A 19,638-nucleotide genomic window follows, 5' to 3' on the forward strand; every position below is an offset into this window, starting at 1 on the left:
TAAAAACTGTAATAAATAGATAACCTATTATATTTTGTTAGAAAAGAAAAAAATAGCTTAAATATTATCTGATAAACAATTTCTATAAAAATTTAAAAATTCTAATATTTCTACCGAAACTATTTTATTTTATTTAACTAATAAAAAGCTGTATTATTAGTTCCTAGATAAGTTAAAAAGTAAGCTATTACCAACAATAATGAGTAACATAAAATATAGAAAAGATATTGATGGATTAAGAGCACTAGCTGTTCTATCTGTTGTATTATTTCATCTTAATTTAAGCTGGGTCAAATCAGGGTTTCTTGGAGTAGATATCTTCTTCGTTATTTCAGGATATCTTATAACCTCTATAATAATTAGAGATTTAGACAATAATTCATTTTCCTTGAAAAACTTTTATTTAAGAAGAATGAGAAGAATATTACCAGCTTTAATCACTGTCTTGATATTTTCAAGTGTTTTAGCATGGCTAATATTACTACCACAAGATTTAAAAAACTATTCTGAGTCACTTGTTAGTGCTATTGCTTCTGTATCAAATCTCTTTTTCTTTGTGAAATTAAACTTCGGATATTTTGGAGCAGACTCTCAACTCATCCCTCTTTTACATACATGGTCTTTAGGAGTAGAAGAACAGTTTTACTTATTATGGCCTATAATTTTGATATCCCTATTTAAAATAGGAATATCAACAAAGAAAAAGCTTTTCACAATATCAATAGTGCTCCTAATTGTTTCTTGTCTACTTTTTTTATCCGGAGAGGTTGATATTTACATGCTAAGCTCTCAAAGATGGTATTACTTTCCAACTCATAGAGCTTTTGAGCTACTATTTGGTTGTAGTTTAGCAATTTCATTATATAAAAAAAATATTAAAGTAATAAATAATAGACTTCTTCTTAATACAATTTCAATAGTAGCGATACTATTAATGATAATTCCTATATTTACTATCAATGTTGGGTTTCCAAGCCTTTGGACTATAGTAGCCTGCTCTGGTGCTACACTATTTATTTACACAGGTAGTAACAAAAGTTTCACTCCCATTGCTAATAAAATATTATCTATAAGACCTTTCGTGGCTATAGGATTAATTTCTTACTCCTTATATTTATGGCACTGGCCTATAATTGCTTATGTAAATTACCTTAGCATAGATAAAACTGGAGAGGTCTGCACAATAATATTTATAATAAGTATATTATTAGCAACTCTTTCATATTTTCTAGTAGAAAAACCTTTTAGGCATAAATTCAAATTCAGCTTTGCTAAGAGCTTTTTTGCATTATGGCTTATACCTTTAATTATTGCTATGTGTTTTTACACAGCTTCAACAAATCATAAATTTGGATTTAATCAACCTAAAATAAACCAGAATGAACTAACCTACTCTTATGGATTTGAAAATATTGATAAGAACAACTGTTTTCTTATGATTGCATCTAGTAGTTTCGAATCAAAACAATTACCAAATATAAATAAGTGCTCTATTGGATATAAAAACATAGAGAAGCCTAATACCTTGTTAATAGGTGATTCTCATGCAAGATCTGATATTCCTATGGTTAGCGTTTGGTTAAAAAATGTAAAACAAAAAGCATATGTCATATCTCAAAAGACTACTCCTTTTATTTATGATTTTAAGAATGTTGTCGAGTATGTATCTGTTACAGATAGAAATCATGCCATAGCACAATTAATTAAAACTAAAAAATATAAATATGTGATTCTTGCTGGTGAATGGTCAAAAGGAATATATTCTAGCTCAATAAAGTCAATTAAGAAATCAATAAAACTAATTATAGATAATGATGCAACACCTATAATAATCCTTGATACCCCTACTCTTTCATCAAATATTAGCAATCTATGCCCACTAGAACAGCAAAATTTACCTTTTCTTTTTGACAAGCATTCTTGTCAAATAAATGCAAACTTTGTTAAAGAACAACAGCTTGCATTCTCAAATCTAATTAGAAAACTAAAAAAAGAATTTCCTCAAATGATTATAATAGATCCTAAAAAAGCGATATGTAATGATAAGTTCTGTAATATTGAAATAAATAATATTCCAATATACGCAGATTCCAATCATTTGAACTATATAGGATCTAAGTTACTTGGTAAGAAATATATGACAGAATATGGCAACCCTCTAAGCTTTATGAAATAGTTTAAGTTATTATATGTAATTTCATGATTTACTTATTTAAATTTTCACACATATTTATTAACTTAAAATAGTGTCATGGCAAGATTTATAATATAATTTATCCTAATACATTATCACAAAATACGGGATAGTAACTTATGATCCAGTCAAAACCCTACATTGATACAACACCTTCAATATATGGTACATTCGGTAGTTTAACAGCAAGCCATAAGGCTCTTAATTTTACTCAAGGAGCTCCAGACTTTGATACTCCAGAATGGTTAATTGATCGCACAAATTTTCATATGAAAAAAGGAGAAAATAAGTACTCTCCAATTCCTGGAGTTATGGCTTTACGTCAAGCAGTAGTTCAAAAGACTAAGATTTGTTACGATGTAGATATCACAACTGATAATGTCGCAATTACTGTTGGCGCTCAAGAAGGGTTATTTACTACTATATCCGCATACCTTGATAAAAATGATGAAATTATAATGTTTGATCCCGTATTTGATGCTTATGTAGGGATTACAAACTTTAACCAAGGTAAAGCTATAAGGCTTAAGTTACTACCAAATGGCAACATTGATGTGCAAGCTATAGCAAATGCTATTACAGAGAAGACAAAAGTTATACTTCTTAACTCTCCTCATAACCCAATGGGAACTACTATTTCAAAAGAAGAATATCAAGAAATTGCCAGCATTGTTAAAGATAAAGATATTTTAATAATCTCTGATGAAGTCTATGAACATATATATAGTGGAGATAGCTTTACGAGTGCCTTACAAATTCCTGAACTAAGAGATAAGCTTATAGTACTACAATCTTTTGGTAAAACATATAATCTCACTGGTTGGCGTCAGGGATCAATGATTGCTCCAACAAATATTTTAAAAAATATCTTAGCTATAAAGCAATTTTCAACTTTCTCAGCTTGTACTCCGATGCAACTGGCATTAGCAGAAGGAATTTTAGAACACCCTGAATTCTATCAAAATCTACATAAGCTATACAAGAAGCAAAATGCTCTACTAAGAGAAAGCCTAAAAGGATCAAGGTTTAATCTTTTAGAATGGAAAGGCTCTCCTTTTCAAGTTCTAGACTATAGCCAAATAAGCGATGAAGATGATCATACTTTTGTAACAAAACTTATCAAAGAACATGCTATAGGACTAATCCCACTATCTTCATTATTTGTAAACCCAGATAAAGGGTTATTAAGACTCTGCTTTGCTAAAAAAGACAATACTATAATTGAAGGAGCAAAAATACTAACTCAAATATAAAAGTTATCCTAGCTTCCTTCTACTAAACTAATAAATGTAGCTGATTTAAGTGAGTTTCCTTTCTTACCATACTTCACTGCTAAGTTTGTTGTATTTTGAGATACCTTATTCATCACAACTTCTATAAAATCATTAGAATCATTATCATTAACTGCTAGTACTAAGGCTTTCTGATCACTCTTTTGATTTGTATTTATTGCATAAGATTCACCTGCTAAGCTAGGAGCTTGCCCAGATTCTATCAACCTTAATGTTTCACTATAAACCTTATTTAAGCTTTTATGGACATTCTCCGAAGAATAACCTTCATTATTATATTTGATATTATTAGTAGCACATGCTGAAATAAAAGCCATAATAATAACTAAGACAAGGAATTTAAAATTCAATTTAATATTTTTCATTTAAAAAAATGTAAATTAGAGTAATTTCAATTATGTTATTAGAACACTCATTTGTCAATATTTTAAAATTAGTTAGATTTAGAGTTTATGAATTTAGCATTTTTGAAATAATAATAGATAAATATTTATTAAACATCAATTAGGAATTAAAACCATTATAAATTAAAAATTTGGAGTTACTTTAGATATGGGCTAGACATACTAATTAACTTTATTCAAAATTTAGTTTTTCTACGAGACACATTTCTCTCTGTATAAAAAAACTAAACAACCTCTAACTTAAAGTTGGGGGTTTTTAGCTTGCCTTGTTTGTATAAACTTAACCCACTTCTTCTCATTAAAACTATCTTAACATAGTTATCTAGAACAGCCACTAAATTAATTATATAAAGCAACTAAGTTTATAAAGAATCATCATGTGTACAGAGAAATTTTACATTTTAATAATCTTTTTTAAAAACAGGTATACAATCTTCACGTTGGATAGGTTGTTTAAAGCTTTTATCTTTATATATTTCATGGGCATAATATAGTCTTTGAGCATATTCATTATCTGATGTAAGTTTCCATGAAATAACATCCTCTCTCAAGAAAGCTAAGCCAGTAACTTTAATACTTTCTATCGTAGCATTGTCATTTACTTTTCGAAGGTAAAATATCCCGACATATTCATAACCAATCGGCATATCATCGTAATCATTTTGAGATTTTTCAACTATAGATTCTAAATATTTTAAAGTTTCATCATATCTTTGATTTGATGATTTTGAAACTATAAAGTCTCTCATATAAGTATATAAATCAATAATTCTCTTAATATGGTCAGTATTAGTTTTAAGCTGTTTTCTTTGTCCTAACATTATCATCTCCTCTTTTTTCTTTCTTCTGAGTTGAACAAGTTAGTTACAGTTTCAGAGTATACTAAAAAGCCATATTTGGGAATTAATACTATATTGAATTTAGTATAAAAATCATTACATTAACTCTATTATAAATATAAATTTAATTATTGTTATTTTTAAATTATTCTTCTCGATTCCCTTTTATAAGGCCAAAAGCTTTTATTAAAGATCTTTCATTCTATACTCTATACTTAAACAAATTTATCTAAGTTTTTTTGATAGTAGCATAGTTTTATAGGCACTATTACTAAAATAAGATGTGTATGTATCAACCCCATCTCCCATGTAAAATTCTGGGATATCATCCAGCTTCATATAATAACTTGATTTTATTCCGAAAATATTCCATTTAATTATAATAGTAAATCTTTTTGATAATACTATGTCTATAAAAACTCTTCATTGAATGAAGTTCATACTATAATCATTTTGTAAAATGGACAGCTATAACAATGCCACCATCAGTAGTATTCATATCAACTAGCTATGTAAAACATACAGATTTATATTTTACAAATGCTATACGAAAATACCTGTTTGTCATAATTTAACAGAATCTAGACATAAGGTCTAACAGCTAAAAGTAATACTAGTGATGATCAATATTACCTTGTATAATCGGAATTAAAGCTGATGATCTAATAGCATTGCCTTCACTTCCATACTTTATAGATACTTGTGTTTTATCTTTTGATTTTTTCTCAATTACAATTTCAACAAAATCTGTAGGAGTACTATCACTCTCTGCAGCAATTACCGCTTCATTTGACATTTTTTTATTTATTTTAATGTCATACGGACTGCCATTTAAATCATATGTTTGTCCATTTTTTATAGTAGCTAATGAAGCTTTGTAGACATTATCAAAATTTTGATTTAATGTCGTTGTGTAATAGCCATTATTAAAACTAGAGCTATCAAAGGTTGAACACCCTGATAATATTGTTATAGTAGCAACTAAAATTATTAAACTAAGCTTAGATTTTAAAAATCTCATTTCTTTACACTCCAAATTACAATAAAATGATTATCTTATTAGATATCTTATTTGTCAATATTCAAATAAACTAGATTACTTTTATAAAAATAATTAAGATTTATTTAAATTATCACTTTGTAACATAGAAATAAAAGCCGATGACCCTATCGTATCACCATTCTTATTATGTTTTACAGCAACTTTTGTCTGGTCCTTTGATCTTTTAGTAAAAATAATCGCAATAAAATCAGATGAATCAACACTACTTTTTGCAATAATCTCTGCTTCATCTACCATTTTTTTATTTACATCAATATTATATTCGTGTCCTGTATAATCTCTCAACTGACCACTCTTTATAAGGTCTAGTGATTTGTTATATACTTTTTCAAAACTTTGATTAATAGTTACTACTAAATAACCATCTTTATAATAACCATCTCTATTAATACTAGAGCACCCATATATTAGAGCAAATACTATAACTAAAATAAATACACTTAATCTTAACTTCAAACTCCTCATTTCTTACACCTGAATTCTAAATTAAATTAATTTTCATTATCTTCCTGAGATTTCTTGTTGTCAATAATTTTAAAAGCACTTTAATATTTTTTATATAGGATAACTTAAATACAATAATCACAGCTCAAAAAGTGTTAGAATTGTGATATTTAGCTAAATACATCTATTTATTTAAGGTACGAAATGTCGAATTTAAAAGTTAGCATAATTCAAACAGACATTATTTGGGATAATAAACAGCAAAACTATAATAATTTAGAAAGAAAATTAGCTCAAATAGATAATGACATAGATATTGTTGTTTTACCAGAAATGTTTAATACCGGTTTTATAATGAACCCTACTAATGAAGCTAGTACAGAGCAAGATATTATAGACTGGATGTCCAAGCAAGTGAAAGGTAAAAACTATGCTCTTGTTGGCAGCGCTGCTACATTTACAGATACAAAAATAGCAAATAGACTATATTTTGTAACTCCTGAACAAAAAATCCATACCTATGATAAAAACCATCTATTTATTCATGCAGGAGAAGGTGAAAAATATTCTGGTGGTAATAAACGAGAAATTATAAATTATAAAGACTTTAAAATATTACTTACAGTATGCTTTGACTTACGTTTCCCAGTATTTAACTGTAATAATAATGACTATGACATATTACTAAATGTCGCATGTTGGCCAGAGTCTAGGCGTGAACATTGGCAAGCTTTACTTAAAGCTAGAGCTATAGAAAATCAAGTTTTTGTAATAGCGTGTAATAGAGTTGGTAAGGACCCTAACGTTAGCTATTCTGGCGATAGCATGATTATAAATTATAATGGCGATATTCTAGCTCATGAAGAATATAAAGAAGCAATATTAACTGCTAATTTGAGTAAGAAAGATCAACAAGAACATCGTAAAGCTTTTAGTTTCTTAGCTTCTCAAGATAAGTTTACTCTGCATCTCTAATAGATTTAGAAAGCTTCTGTAAAACAGCATTTATAAACTTATAACCCTCTTCGGTACCCATGCTAAATGCTATCTCAACATACTCTTTTATTATTATTTGATATGGATTTTCTAAACATTCTATAAGCTCAGCTATGGCTACCTGTAAAACTGCATAATCAACATAATTAATAAAATCCATTCCTTCATCTGAGTTTTCTGAGATATAACTATCAATTGTAGTCTGATTTGCCTCAACAGCATCAACAAGCCTATAAAAAAGTTCCCAATCAGTTTGATGACGACCAGCGTTATCAGCATAGTATTGTACTTTCAGCTCATCAAAAGTATTATCATTAACTTTTTTTTGGTATAAAGCTTGTACAGTATATAATCGAGCATTATTTCTAGCTCTAGCAGTAGTTTTCATAAATTCCTTTGATGTTTTTTTAGATAATTTAAGATATTATTACTTCGCAAATAACTATTATAACCTATCAGTAAAAAATATGTATAAATGGTGGCAAGAAATTGATCTAAAAGATATGACAAATGAGCAGTGGGAATCTATTTGCGATAGATGTGGTCTATGTTGTTTAAATAAACTTCAAGATGATGAAACTGATGAAGTGTACTATACTAAGATTAGTTGTAAGCTTTTAGATACTAATAAATGTCAATGTAGTATGTATCAAAAAAGAAAGCAACTTGTACCAGAATGTATAAACCTAACTTATAAGCAGCTAAAAAATCATGCTTATAAATGGTTACCAAACAGTTGTAGCTATAAACTATTATTTGAAGGTAAGGATATACCTGATTGGCACCATTTAAATAATGATGGCTCAACAGAGAAAATGCACCAAGAGAAAAAATCTGCTAAACATTTTGCAATTTCAGAATATGAGCTAGATGTTGATGAATATTTAGAGGATTTTATTATAAAAATAGATAACTGATTTTTAGTTTTTGCTATATAATTCGCTCACTTACTTCTTATTGGGCATCTAAATGTCTAATTTACCCTCCCCATTCCCCTTGTATGAAAGAGTCATAAACGATTATCTAAATGAAGGATATTGTATAATTGATAATTGGTTAGACACTTTTGAAACAACATTCTTAAGATCTGAACTAAATATGCTCAACGAGTCTGACTCTTTTAGAAAATCAGCCATAGGTAATCGTTTAAATGAAAGTCTTGAAAGATCTATTCGTAATGATTTTATATATTGGCTAGATGAAGCAAAATATGCTCAAATATTTTTTTCAAAAATAAATAATTTTATCGAATATATAAATAAAACCTGCTTTGCTGGTATTGTTACAAAAGAGTTCCATTATGCAATATACCCACAGGGTTCTTTTTATAAAAAACATATTGATACTTTTCAAAATGATTATCGAAGAACTATATCAATAGTTTGCTACCTTAATCAAGTTTGGCAACCAAGCTTTGGTGGGCAGCTAAAATTATATTTAACTGATAAAAATCTAGAAATTTTTCCTACTAACGGAAAAATCATACTTTTTGATAGTAAAACAATAGAACATGAAGTGTTACCTGTACTTACTGAAAATAAAAGATTAAGTATTACAGGTTGGTTAAAGACTAATTAAACTTATCGATTTTTCTTAGAACTGCAATGTTTTTTTCTAATGATTTTACGAGTTTCTCAACATCACTATCAGTTGTAAAGCAACCAAACGATATTCTTAATGTATTTGCTGCCTGGCTTTTATCTAGACCAATAGCACTAAGTACATGAGATGGTTTATCAGCATTTGAAGTACATGCTGAGCTCATAGATAATGCAAAATCTGGCATCAAAGTAAATAAAATATCTCCAGGAACTCCCTTAACAGTTACACTTAAAATACCAACATAACTTTGTTCTAAAGGAGTATTAACTATAACATTATCAAACTTTGTTAAGCACTCAACAACAGACTCTCGATATTTTTTCAATTTTGTTAAATCTGTTTTTTTCTTAAGTAATTCAATTGCTAAAGCAAATGCTACAATCTGTTGAGTTGACAATGTCCCGGAACGCATACCATTTTGGTGCCCTCCACCATGTATTTGCTCTTCTAGCTCTATGTCTTTGGCAACATACAATGCACCTATACCTTTTGGACCATAACATTTATGCGCTGACATAGACAACATGTCAATATTCATTTTTTGTACATCGATTTCAACTTTACCTATACCTTGGGCTGCATCAACATGAAATACAATATCCTTCTCCTTAGCAATTTTACCAACCTCTTCTAAAGGATTTGCTACACCTATTTCATTGTTTACCGCCATTATAGAAATTAGTACAGTATTAGAGTTTATTAAGCTTCGCAACTCATCTAAATCTATACGTCCATGCTTATCAACACTTAAATAACTTACACTAATTGAATCATCTTTCTTAGATAGGTATTTACAGACATCTAAAACTGCTTTATGCTCAATTGAAGTTGTTATAATATGTTTTTTATCCTTCTCACTTACCTCAACTAGGCCTTTAATTGCTAGATTATTTGATTCTGTTGCTCCAGATGTCCAAACAATATTTCCACCTGAAGCATTTATAAATTTAGAGATAGTCTTTTCAGCTTCATCGATCTTTTTCTTAGCTAATCTTCCTAGGTAATGTGTTGACGCTGGGTTAGCAAAAAATGTATCTATTTCCATATATTTTTGCATTTCCTCAACAACTTCATGAAAAACTGGTGTTGTTGCAGCATAATTAAAAAACAAAACTTTCTCAAAATCAAAATACTCAAGTTTAGATGGAACAATAGTTTTATTACCATTATTACGCCAACCTGCAATACCTCCTAATAAGCAGTTAGCATCTTCAAATAGATTTTTAAAAAAACTATGTACTTTACTTGATCTGCCAGCTGTTTCACAATATATAGCTACACTTTTATGATGCTTATACTTATCATAATTAATTAAAAATTCACTTATATGGATAGCTCCAGGAATAATATCAACTAAATATTCTTGATAGCTACGAATATCCACTAATAAAACACCTTTTCCTAATTGTTCTTTTAGAACTTGATCTGTGATCATTGCCATAACTTACTAATCCTCAAAATTCTAACTTTTAAATTCAAAATACTATAGATAATGCGACTAGACTAAATTTTTACATCATATATTTAATCCAAATAACTTTTAAAATCACTTTTGTCATCCTATCCATGTCACTAAACGGAACCAAAATGTAATTATAGGATTACTTTATGAGCCTTAAATTTTCGAATTAATTATACATATAACAATTCAATGTCGTTTGAATAGATTATATAATATTTATTAGCTACAAAAAGTCTTTTATCAAATTATTAATCTTATCTATAGCATTTAGCATAACAAAGTGTCCTGCATTTATCTGAATATATTTAGCTTTATCATATAAGCACAAAAGATCATTTTTAGATGTTCTTGGTGACGCACTAGCTATATATAATAATGGCATATTTAGTTTTGCAAATAAATCTCTCTTATCATAATAAAATGCTTCTCTAAGAACTTTATTAAAAAACTTTGGTTGCCTTTGCCAATAAGCTAACATTTGTATAGCTTTATCTTGCATAATAGTATAATTGTCAAAACGTTCATCTATTATATAGTTATGTATATAATCTGTCAGAGTTTCTAAACCACTCTGACTATCAAGCCCCTCTAAAAAGCTCTTTTCATTATCTGTAAGTTTTAATTTTAACGTAGTATCAATTGCTATAACTTTTTTAATATCCAAATCAATTTGAGCTAACTTTAGAGCTAAAAAGCCACCCATGCTATGGCCTATAATTATGATATCTTTATATTTAGATAACTGATCATATAAATATACAACCACTTCTTCTACACTGTCTTTTCCTAGCGAAATTATTTCGGAATAATTAGGAGCTATTACATTGTAGTTTTTACTAAAAAAATCAATTTGGGCATTAAAATCTGACGGCTGACAACACCAACCATGTAAAAAAACTAAAGTAGCTTTATTTGAATGGCTCATTAATATGATATGGAAATAATTAAATCTTAGATAAATATTAACCTAGATAGATTAATTACTAAAGTATATAAACACTCCTAGGACAACAAGCATTACTGCAAATATAGTTTGTAGAACCTTATCATTAAGCTTTTTCTTAATTTTATTTGCTATAAGCATACCTATAGCCCCACCAATTATAAACATACTAGCAATATACCAGTTTACGCTTGTCTGTCCATAATGTGATGCAAAACCAGATATTGATACAACAAATATTACTAATAAAGATGTGTTAATAGCTCTTTTAATAGGCATTGCTGTGATAAAGACCAATGCTGGTACTATCAAAAAACCTCCGCCAACACCAAAGAAGCCTGTCAAAGTACCTACAATACCACCACTTATTAATAAAGCAATAATACATTTAGGTCCTATACTTTTACAAACAGATTTATCTGAACTAGACATCACTTTAGCTTTTATTAAGCTCCAAATACCTATCACAATCATAAGTATAGAAAAGCTAAGCATTAGTAAGTTATCAGATAGTGCCTGTGAAATATAACTTCCTATAGGTGCAAAGATTATACCTGTGATAATCATCACAACTGCTGCAATATAGTGAATATCTTGATTTTTATAATTTACCGCAATACCAAAAATTGCTGTAAAACCAACGACAAGTAAAGATATAGTGACTGCATTGTGAAAATCTAAGCCAACACCATAAATCAAAAGAGGAACGGCTAATATTGATCCACCTCCTCCAGTTAGACCTAATGCTATTCCACAGATAAAGCCAAACACTAACAAAATCATTTTATTTTACTAAACCACATTTTAAGTTAGCAGGAACTGCAACATCCATATATTTTGGTCGAGGTAAATTAAGGTTTGCCATAAGCTCAGCATATTCTTCAGCAGATTTTACTTGCAGCCTTGGATTAAATTTAATTTCTTCACCAATAGTACTTGATGTAAAACCATTATAGTCATGACCTGGATAAACTATAGTATCCTCTGGAAGCTTAAAAAGCTTATTCTTGATACTATCATACTGAGCAAAAGAGTCACCGTGTTGAAAATCTGTTCTACCAGTACCTCTCACAAATAAAGTATCACCTGTAAAAAGCTTATCACCTAGAATAAAGCTATATGAATCATCAGTGTGGCCTGGTGTATAAATTGCTTTAAGCTTCATACCATCAAAATCAATTGTTTCATCTTCTTTAATTTTTACAGAAACACACTCAGCCTTACTATGATTCCCCATTATAGACTTACAACCAAAATCATTTCTTAGATGTCCAATCGCTGTAATATGATCAGCATGAACATGAGTATCTATAGCAGCAACTAGCTTAATATCTAACTCACTTAATAACTTATGATATTTTTGCATCTGAGTATCAACAGGGTCAATAATAACTGCTTCCCTACCATATCCAGATGCTATTAAATAAGTATATGTCCAAGTATCTTGATCAAACAACTGTCTAAAAATCATAATTTCTCCTCTTTTTTATTCTCTAATTAAAATTTGCTTTATTAAAAGGCCTTTCTTCCCTCTTAATTCTTGCAATAGTATCATAATAATATGACATCATAATATATCCTCCAGCGATATTATAAACATCATAACCTTGTTGCTGGAGCATCAATACAACATTGTAAGAGCGTTGACCAGTACGACAATGCACATATACAGGTTTTGACTTATCTATCTCTGCTAACCTGTCTCTAATTTCAGTCATTGAAATATTTTTTGCACCATTTAGCATACCATTAGCTATCTCTGATGGATTTCTCACATCAATAATTTGAGCATTTTCATCAATCAAATCTTTTACCTTAGTAAAGGGTACTTGCTTAAAATCACCATTTAAAATATTACTCGCAACATAACCTGCATGATTTATAGCATCTTTACCAGTTGAATATGGTGGAGCATAACAAAGTTCAAGATCCTGAAGATCCTCTACTGTCATACCTGCTTTTATAGCTGTAGCAAGCACATCCATCCTTTTATCAACGATACCTTGACCTGTTGCTTGAGCACCTAATAACTTACCAGTATTTTTCTCGAATATAATCTTCATAAATATTGGTTTAACTCCTGGCATAATACCTACTCTATCTACAGGCACAACATAAGTATAATCATACTCAATATTTAGGTTATGAAACTTAATCCAAGCCTCATTTAAACCAGTACTTGCACCAGTATAGTTAAAAACTTGTATTATTGATGAAGCTATATAGCCATTATTTACAATCGTCTTACCATTTATATGATCAGCTATTAAACGTCCTTGTTTATTTGCTGGTCCTGCTAATGGCAAATTAAAATCTTGATTACTCAAAGCATTCTTAACTAAGATAGCATCACCTGCAGCATAGATATCTTCATCTGATGTTTGATAGTTTTCATTAACTTGAATATGACCGCTCTTAGCTAGATCTATTCCAACATCTTTCAAAAATTTAGTATCTGGAGCTACACCTATAGATAAAACTACCAAGTCAGATTTGATTTCTTTACCTGACTCAAGTAAGACTTTATCAGACTCAAAACCAACAACTTTTTCTGATAACATCAGTTTAATATCATGCTCAAATAATTCTTTTTCTAAGAACTTAGCCATTTCATAGTCAAAAGGACGCATAATTTGATTAGCCATCTCAACTATAGTTACATTAAAGCCTCTTTCTCTAAGATTCTCAGCAACCTCTATACCGATAAATCCAGCTCCAATAACAGTTACATCCTTGACTGTTTTGTTAGCATTAAAAACTGCTTGATGTATCTTTTTAACATCTACTACATTTCTTAGGATAAAATGATCTATCAAATCAAGTCCCTCAAATGGAGGCACTATTGGTTTAGCTCCTACAGCTACAATTAATTTATCATAGCTTTCTGTATATCTTTCATTAGTTTGAAGATTTAAAACTGTAACAAGCTTATTTGTCCTATCAATATCTATAACTTCAGAGTTTGTACGAGCATCGATATTATATTGCTTATCAAACTTTTCTGGTGTCATTAAAACTAGCTTCTCAGCTGGCTCAATATGTCCACCAAGGTGATATGGTAAACCGCAGTTTGAGAATGATACATGAGGATCCTTTTCAAACATGATAATCTCTGCTGATTCATCTAACCTTCTTAGCCTAGCAGCTGCTGATGCCCCTGCAGCAACTCCTCCAATTATTAGATATCTCTTAGTCATAAAAAGCTCCTTTTATTTTAAATTATTTTCTTTTGTTATAGGGTAAAAACTCTAACATCACTGCTAACCCACAAGTTCCTGATAACCCTGCAAATAGAAGCCCTGCGCCAAAGAAACCACTTAAAATTGCAAAATATTGAGATATTGTAAATGAAAGCACAACACCTAAAAGCACCATAAAACCTACTATGATCTGTACTTGTCGCATAATTGGTAACGGTTCTTTAACATTTTTTTGTGTTGGCTGTTTATGCTGTTTCCATGCATTAATGCCACCTTCTAACAAATAAACCGCCTTTGCATTTAAATCTTTAACTTTCGTAGCTGCTTGATTTGTTCTATTTCCAGACTGACAATGAAGCACTACTATCTCATTAGACTGAATATTTGCATCATAAATTTCATCAACTGTGATATTCTCAGCACAATCAATACACTCTCTACTATGCTCACCAGCTGTTCTAATATCGATTAGCTTAACTTTTTCTTTCTTTTTTAAATCAAGAAACTCTTTAACTGAAATATTTTTTACTTGATGCATTCCACTACTCCTTTAGATTTATCTAATTTAGATTTAACTAATATTTAATGTAAATTTTTTATCCACAATATATGTTATATAAAGCTTCTAATATTTTCTTAACAGCAGGATCTTTTAAACTATAGAAAACTGTTTGAGCTTCTTTTCTAGTCTGTACTAACCCTTCTCTTCTCAAAACAGATAAATGCTGAGAAAATGCTGACTGGCTAAGATCGGAATATTCAGCAAGCTCACCAACTGTCATCTCTTGTCTTAAAAGTAAACATAGTATCAATAATCTAGACTCATGCGAAATAGCCTTTAATAGTGATGATGCTTTACTTGCATTATCTTTTATTTGCATTAAATCCATAGTTAAATTTATCCTTTTAAAACTTCAATACACACATATTAGCAAATACTAATTTAGATATCAATAATATAAATAATAATTTTAAATTAATTTCCATAAGTTTATAAACCTCTGTAACAATATGATAAAAGTCAAAATAAAGCTATATGATATAATTACATTAAAAATAGACTATAGAGGATAAACTGATGTTAGAAATAATCCAAATTTCTGTTGCTGCTCTCTGTGGTATTGCAGTAGGAATTGAAAGACAACATTATGGATCATCCGCAGGAATTAGAACTTATGCTCTTGTTTGTGTTGGATCGTGCCTATTTGGAATTATATCAACTCATGCAAGAGGCGGAGCATATTATGAAAGTGTTGTTGACCCTACTAGAATAGCTGCTCAAATTGTTACAGGAGTTGGATTTATTGGAGGAGGTATTATCTTTAAAGATAGTAACCGTGTTAGAGGAATTACAACAGCTTCTACAGTTTGGATTATGGCCTCAATTGGTTTAGCCATTGCTTTTGAGATGTTTTTATTACCTATTGCAGCTACTATACTGTGTATTATTATTTTAACTTCAAATAGATGGCCTTTTTTTAAAAAAATAGGTAAAAAACATCAGCATTATTCAGAAGATGAGGAATAAATTTCAAGCTTTACGATCAGTCTTAGAGAAAGTTTAGAGAAAGGCTAAAAAACCTCTCCAAACTCCTTTGCATAATAAACTGTTTGACCCTTTAAAAGCTCTAGCTTATTAGTTAGATCTAAAACCATAAAGACATCACTTGGTACATCATACTGACATTTTATTGTATATTCACTTGTTGGTTTAAAACCAAAACGAGGATAATAACTAGGATGACCTAAAACGAATATAGCATCTATATTATTTTTTTTAGCTTCTTTTATAACTGCTTCAACAAGTTTTGTGCCTATTCCTTGATTTTGATATTCTGGTGCTACGCTCATTGGAGCTAAGCCAAATATGCTTATATTACTTGCTTTTGCTTCCATTTTAGAGAGAACTATCTGGCCTACAATTGTATTATCTATCTCAGCAACTAGAGATATTAAACTCTGATGATCAGTATGCAATAGTCTAACTAACTTCTCTTCATCATCAGTTTCAAAAGATGAAGCAATAAGCTGATAAACAGCTTCTTGATCTTTTAGTTGTTCATAACGAATATTTATATTCATAAATTAATCCTTTATAACTAAATCTCTAGTTGAACGTATTTCAATATTTAAAAACTTATCTGTTTTTTTGATTCTTCCAAAGACTGCAAACTTAGCTCTTTTACTTTTATCAAAATCTAAATACTTCACTTGATTTGGCACTATAAATATAGAAAATCTTGACTCTTGATCAAGCTTAAAAAGAAGCTTTTTACTGTCATCTATATCTGAAGCTGTAATTCCTGCTACCCCATAAATAATACAATATTTATTATTAATACTCTGTATATCCATATCAGCTAGTTCCAAACCATTTATTGTATAAATATCTTGCTTTGAGTATTCTCGAGTGCGATTTTCAGCTAACTGTTGCTTTTTAAAAGGCATTAGATTTAGTTCATCTTCCTTTTTAAGCACACCATCATTTTCAAGTTTTGTAAGAAGATTTATGTATCTTTCAAGATTTTTATTAACTAAAAAGTTAAGCTTACTCATATCTTTTTTTGAGTCACTTAGAACAAGTTCTTTTATCTTATCATTTGCTATTGGTTTACTAGATCTAAGACATAGCTCATCATGCTTATCTTCACCTTTAATAAACTCAAAGTACGAATCTTGATTTGCCTTACGGATAAGCTTTAATTTAGCCTTACCACAATCTGGACAGAAAATGTTGCCAAAGTGTAGTTTACTACTATATTCACTAGCTTTTATAAAACCTTTTTTATATCTGGCTACTTTCACTATTATTTCCTTTATTCAAAAGATTGAACAATGTTCAACCACTATAGTTTTTTTAAATTTTAACCTAAATTTTTTTAAACAGTATATCTGATATTTGATGATCTAGGTTTTGACCTCTTTTTTCAAATTTTGTCAAAGGGCGCCATTCTGGCCTTGGTGCAAACCCAGAATACATATTTTGATATTTATCATCACTTTCAAGTAGTTCTAAAACATCTTCAGCATAAGGCAACCAATCACTAGCATAATGAAATACTCCGCTAGTCTTAAGCTTCTTAGCAAAAAGATCTATATTAGATTGATTAACTAATCTACGTTTATTATGTTTTTTCTTATGCCATGGATCAGGAAAATATACTTGCACTCCAGATAGAGACTCATCAGCAATCATATTTTCTAAAATCTCAACAGCATCATGGCTCATTACCAGAAGGTTTGATATATTTTGATGTTCTATTTCATATAAGATATTTCCAACACCAGCTTTATGTACTTCTATGCCTAGATAGTTCTTATCTGGATTCTCTAAGGCCATTTGAATCAATGATCCTCCCATTCCAAAACCAATTTCTAAAACTACTGGATTAGCATTAGAAAATATCTCTGAAAAATCTATTCGTCTATCATGATTATAGCTAATCATATATTTCTCAGCATAACTTTCAAGCGCTTGCTGTTGCTTCTTCGTTACCCTACCAGCCCTTTGTACATAACTTTTTACTTGGCGTAAATTTTCTTTAGATTTATCACACATTTTTCTAGATTTACAATTTTATTAATACTATTCTATATCAACTATAATAAAAATAAGAGTGTATCCGTGTTAATATTTTTAACAATTCTTGCTTTACAGATTAGTTGCTTAGTTCTTCCGGGACCAGATTTTTTTATAACTATTAGTAATTCTATCAAATTTGGTCAAAGACAAGGGGTTTATACAGCTTCTGGGATAGCATCAGGAATTCTTATCAATACATTTATCGTCTACTGGTTCGGGTCATTTTTACTCTATAAACAACCGATACTATTTAAGTGCTTAATCTTAATCGGATCCATATATTTAGCTTATCTAGCCTTTAACCTATATAAAAGTATATTTACAAAACAACAAGATTTAAATCCAAACGCTAGTCAACATATTAAAAACCTAAATACTTTTGCTGTGCCATCAAGTCTTAAGCTTTTTTTAAACGGAGCCTTCACTAATTTAGCTAATGCAAAAGTTTTAGTTTTCTTTAGCTCAATGTTAAGTTTAGTTGATGGTCTATCTAGTTTAGGTAAAGTCGGTATTTGGATATGTATAGCTCTTACAACATTTATTTGGTTTTGTATTGTTGCTACTTTTTTTGGCAATAATAAGCTTAGACAGATCTTCTTTAGAAATATTAAAAAGCTAGAGTTTATTTCGGCAATATTTATAACTGTTTTTGTAATAATTATTGTAATTGAACTTTTCTAAAATAAAACCTTACTCCAACCTAATTTTTCTCTTAAAGTATCATAATAGTTATAATCTTGTGTATGTAGAACTGTAACTTTCTTTTCCGCCTTTTTAATAGTCACTTTCTGATGAGAACTTAGGATAGTATCATGTCTACCATCTATACTTAAGACAGGCTCAGGATTATTATATTCTGTTATATAGATATCAATAACACTATCATCTGATATTACCAAAGGTCTACTATTTAATGAATGTGAACATATCGGTACAAGAACTATACTATTTTGATTAGGATTAAGAATCGGACCACCTGCTGCCATAGCATGTGCTGTAGAGCCTGTAGGTGTCGATACAATTAGTCCATCTCCACGTTGATCAAAAGCATATCTTCCATCGATATAAACTTTTAAACCAAACATTAATCCTCGACTTGAAGTTATTGCTATCTCATTAAGTGCTATTGATGCCTCTAAAGGAACACGTAAGTTATCATCAACCCGACACTTAAGCATACTTACATTAGAAATAGAAACTTGACCTTTTAGAATATTCAAAAGATCATCTTTTAAAGTTCTATCATTTGGAGCTATAGTTGTCAAAAAACCTAGCTTACCTTTATTAACACCCATAACAGGTATATGACTATACAAGGCTAATACTCTAGCTGCTTTTAAAAAATTTCCATCGCCGCCGACAACAATTGCAACATCGCAATTAAGTGCTATTTCTTTTAAACTAAGAACTTCAATATCTCTTAAATTAATATCTTCAGCAGTCTCAGTTTCTACAACTATTTGTAAGCCTTTTTCAACAAGAAAATTACAAAGCATTTCGACAGTTCGACTAACATCCTCTTTATAGTGCTTCCCTATAATGGCTACTTTTTGATATTCAAACATTCTCTTTGCTTTAAAAAAATTTTATTAGAACTAGTATAGCAAAAAATAAAT

The 19,638-nt window shown here is 29.7% G+C and carries 23 protein-coding genes; 7 read left to right on the forward strand and 16 right to left on the reverse strand.

What is annotated here, in order from left to right:
* Nucleotides 1-199: 199 nt before the first annotated feature.
* Entirely contained in the window at nucleotides 200-2,176 is a 1,977-nt protein-coding gene (locus F3D62_RS04155; RefSeq protein WP_150466987.1) for an acyltransferase family protein, read from the forward strand.
* A gap of 137 nt (nucleotides 2,177-2,313) precedes the next feature.
* Nucleotides 2,314-3,447, forward strand: a complete 1,134-nt coding sequence (locus tag F3D62_RS04160) for an aminotransferase class I/II-fold pyridoxal phosphate-dependent enzyme (protein ID WP_150466988.1) — start codon at nucleotides 2,314-2,316, stop codon at nucleotides 3,445-3,447.
* Between the two features lie 8 nt (nucleotides 3,448-3,455).
* On the opposite strand, the gene F3D62_RS04165 is transcribed toward F3D62_RS04160, so the two are convergent.
* The 4 genes from F3D62_RS04165 to F3D62_RS04180 all read right to left on the reverse strand — a co-directional run bounded on the left by F3D62_RS04165 (nucleotide 3,456) and on the right by F3D62_RS04180 (nucleotide 6,257).
* Nucleotides 3,456-3,803, reverse strand: a complete 348-nt coding sequence (locus tag F3D62_RS04165; RefSeq protein ID WP_191092531.1) for a DUF3568 family protein — start codon at nucleotides 3,801-3,803, stop codon at nucleotides 3,456-3,458.
* 488 nt (nucleotides 3,804-4,291) lie between these two features.
* Nucleotides 4,292-4,711 carry a hypothetical protein gene (locus F3D62_RS04170; RefSeq protein WP_150466990.1) on the reverse strand — a complete coding sequence of 140 codons (420 nt, stop codon included), beginning with the start codon at nucleotides 4,709-4,711 and terminating at the stop codon, nucleotides 4,292-4,294.
* A 631-nt stretch (nucleotides 4,712-5,342) separates the two neighbouring features.
* A complete protein-coding gene (locus F3D62_RS04175; protein ID WP_150466991.1) occupies nucleotides 5,343-5,750 on the reverse strand; it encodes a DUF3568 family protein in 408 nt (135 codons plus the stop codon).
* Between the two features lie 93 nt (nucleotides 5,751-5,843).
* Nucleotides 5,844-6,257 carry a DUF3568 family protein gene (locus F3D62_RS04180; protein WP_150466992.1) on the reverse strand — a complete coding sequence of 138 codons (414 nt, stop codon included), beginning with the start codon at nucleotides 6,255-6,257 and terminating at the stop codon, nucleotides 5,844-5,846.
* A gap of 183 nt (nucleotides 6,258-6,440) precedes the next feature.
* On the opposite strand from F3D62_RS04180, the gene F3D62_RS04185 reads away from it, so the two are divergent.
* On the forward strand, nucleotides 6,441-7,211 hold the full coding sequence (locus tag F3D62_RS04185; protein ID WP_150466993.1) for an amidohydrolase: 771 nt from the start codon (nucleotides 6,441-6,443) through the stop codon (nucleotides 7,209-7,211).
* Here F3D62_RS04185 and nusB read toward each other — a convergent pair.
* Nucleotides 7,195-7,620: a transcription antitermination factor NusB gene (gene nusB / locus F3D62_RS04190; protein ID WP_150466994.1), complete on the reverse strand. Its 426-nt coding sequence runs from the start codon at nucleotides 7,618-7,620 to the stop codon at nucleotides 7,195-7,197. The two genes, F3D62_RS04185 and nusB, sit on opposite strands and share 17 nt — an antisense overlap.
* A 79-nt stretch (nucleotides 7,621-7,699) precedes the next feature.
* Here nusB and F3D62_RS04195 point away from each other — a divergent pair, with 79 nt between their 5' ends.
* Both F3D62_RS04195 and F3D62_RS04200 read left to right on the forward strand, forming a co-directional pair.
* On the forward strand, nucleotides 7,700-8,149 hold the full coding sequence (locus F3D62_RS04195; RefSeq protein WP_150466995.1) for a YcgN family cysteine cluster protein: 450 nt from the start codon (nucleotides 7,700-7,702) through the stop codon (nucleotides 8,147-8,149).
* A gap of 52 nt (nucleotides 8,150-8,201) precedes the next feature.
* The gene (locus F3D62_RS04200; protein ID WP_150466996.1) at nucleotides 8,202-8,810 is read left to right on the forward strand and encodes a 2OG-Fe(II) oxygenase; all 609 of its coding nucleotides are present in this window, start codon (nucleotides 8,202-8,204) and stop codon (nucleotides 8,808-8,810) included.
* Here the strand turns inward: F3D62_RS04200 and F3D62_RS04205 are convergent.
* The 7 genes from F3D62_RS04205 to F3D62_RS04235 form a co-directional block, all read right to left on the reverse strand.
* A complete protein-coding gene (locus tag F3D62_RS04205) occupies nucleotides 8,803-10,275 on the reverse strand; it encodes an aminotransferase class V-fold PLP-dependent enzyme (protein ID WP_150466997.1) in 1,473 nt (490 codons plus the stop codon). The genes F3D62_RS04200 and F3D62_RS04205 overlap by 8 nt on opposite strands.
* Nucleotides 10,276-10,519: 244 nt before the next feature.
* On the reverse strand, nucleotides 10,520-11,221 hold the full coding sequence (locus tag F3D62_RS04210) for an alpha/beta fold hydrolase (protein WP_150466998.1): 702 nt from the start codon (nucleotides 11,219-11,221) through the stop codon (nucleotides 10,520-10,522).
* Nucleotides 11,222-11,272: 51 nt separating this feature from the next.
* Nucleotides 11,273-12,022 carry a sulfite exporter TauE/SafE family protein gene (locus F3D62_RS04215; protein WP_150466999.1) on the reverse strand — a complete coding sequence of 250 codons (750 nt, stop codon included), beginning with the start codon at nucleotides 12,020-12,022 and terminating at the stop codon, nucleotides 11,273-11,275.
* 1 nt (nucleotide 12,023) lies between these two features.
* Nucleotides 12,024-12,710, reverse strand: coding sequence for an MBL fold metallo-hydrolase (locus tag F3D62_RS04220; protein WP_150467000.1), 687 nt, complete (start codon nucleotides 12,708-12,710; stop codon nucleotides 12,024-12,026).
* Nucleotides 12,711-12,732: 22 nt separating this feature from the next.
* The gene (locus F3D62_RS04225; protein WP_150467001.1) at nucleotides 12,733-14,436 is read right to left on the reverse strand and encodes an FAD-dependent oxidoreductase; all 1,704 of its coding nucleotides are present in this window, start codon (nucleotides 14,434-14,436) and stop codon (nucleotides 12,733-12,735) included.
* Nucleotides 14,437-14,458: 22 nt separating this feature from the next.
* Nucleotides 14,459-14,977, reverse strand: coding sequence for a rhodanese-like domain-containing protein (locus tag F3D62_RS04230; RefSeq protein ID WP_150467002.1), 519 nt, complete (start codon nucleotides 14,975-14,977; stop codon nucleotides 14,459-14,461).
* A 58-nt stretch (nucleotides 14,978-15,035) separates the two neighbouring features.
* Complete coding sequence (locus F3D62_RS04235) at nucleotides 15,036-15,329, reverse strand: ArsR/SmtB family transcription factor (RefSeq protein ID WP_150467003.1); 294 nt, start codon at nucleotides 15,327-15,329, stop codon at nucleotides 15,036-15,038.
* A 188-nt stretch (nucleotides 15,330-15,517) separates the two neighbouring features.
* On the opposite strand from F3D62_RS04235, the gene F3D62_RS04240 reads away from it, so the two are divergent.
* On the forward strand, nucleotides 15,518-15,967 hold the full coding sequence (locus F3D62_RS04240) for an MgtC/SapB family protein (protein WP_150467004.1): 450 nt from the start codon (nucleotides 15,518-15,520) through the stop codon (nucleotides 15,965-15,967).
* A 44-nt stretch (nucleotides 15,968-16,011) separates the two neighbouring features.
* Here the strand turns inward: F3D62_RS04240 and F3D62_RS04245 are convergent, their stop codons facing one another.
* The 3 genes from F3D62_RS04245 to trmB all read right to left on the reverse strand — a co-directional run bounded on the left by F3D62_RS04245 (nucleotide 16,012) and on the right by trmB (nucleotide 17,998).
* Nucleotides 16,012-16,521 (reverse strand): GNAT family N-acetyltransferase, encoded by a 510-nt coding sequence (locus tag F3D62_RS04245; RefSeq protein ID WP_150467005.1) that lies wholly within the window; start codon nucleotides 16,519-16,521, stop codon nucleotides 16,012-16,014.
* 3 nt (nucleotides 16,522-16,524) lie between these two features.
* Nucleotides 16,525-17,244 (reverse strand): hypothetical protein, encoded by a 720-nt coding sequence (locus tag F3D62_RS04250; RefSeq protein WP_150467006.1) that lies wholly within the window; start codon nucleotides 17,242-17,244, stop codon nucleotides 16,525-16,527.
* A gap of 64 nt (nucleotides 17,245-17,308) precedes the next feature.
* A complete protein-coding gene (gene trmB, locus F3D62_RS04255) occupies nucleotides 17,309-17,998 on the reverse strand; it encodes a tRNA (guanosine(46)-N7)-methyltransferase TrmB (protein ID WP_150467007.1) in 690 nt (229 codons plus the stop codon).
* A gap of 66 nt (nucleotides 17,999-18,064) precedes the next feature.
* On the opposite strand from trmB, the gene F3D62_RS04260 reads away from it, so the two are divergent.
* Nucleotides 18,065-18,703 (forward strand): LysE family translocator, encoded by a 639-nt coding sequence (locus tag F3D62_RS04260; protein WP_150467008.1) that lies wholly within the window; start codon nucleotides 18,065-18,067, stop codon nucleotides 18,701-18,703.
* Here the strand turns inward: F3D62_RS04260 and F3D62_RS04265 are convergent.
* Nucleotides 18,700-19,587 (reverse strand): NAD(+)/NADH kinase, encoded by an 888-nt coding sequence (locus F3D62_RS04265; protein WP_150467009.1) that lies wholly within the window; start codon nucleotides 19,585-19,587, stop codon nucleotides 18,700-18,702. The two genes, F3D62_RS04260 and F3D62_RS04265, sit on opposite strands and share 4 nt — an antisense overlap.
* Nucleotides 19,588-19,638 lie beyond the last annotated feature (51 nt).

The sequence above is a fragment of the Francisella sp. SYW-9 genome, assembly GCF_008711465.1.
Taxonomy (GTDB): Bacteria; Pseudomonadota; Gammaproteobacteria; order Francisellales; family Francisellaceae; genus Francisella.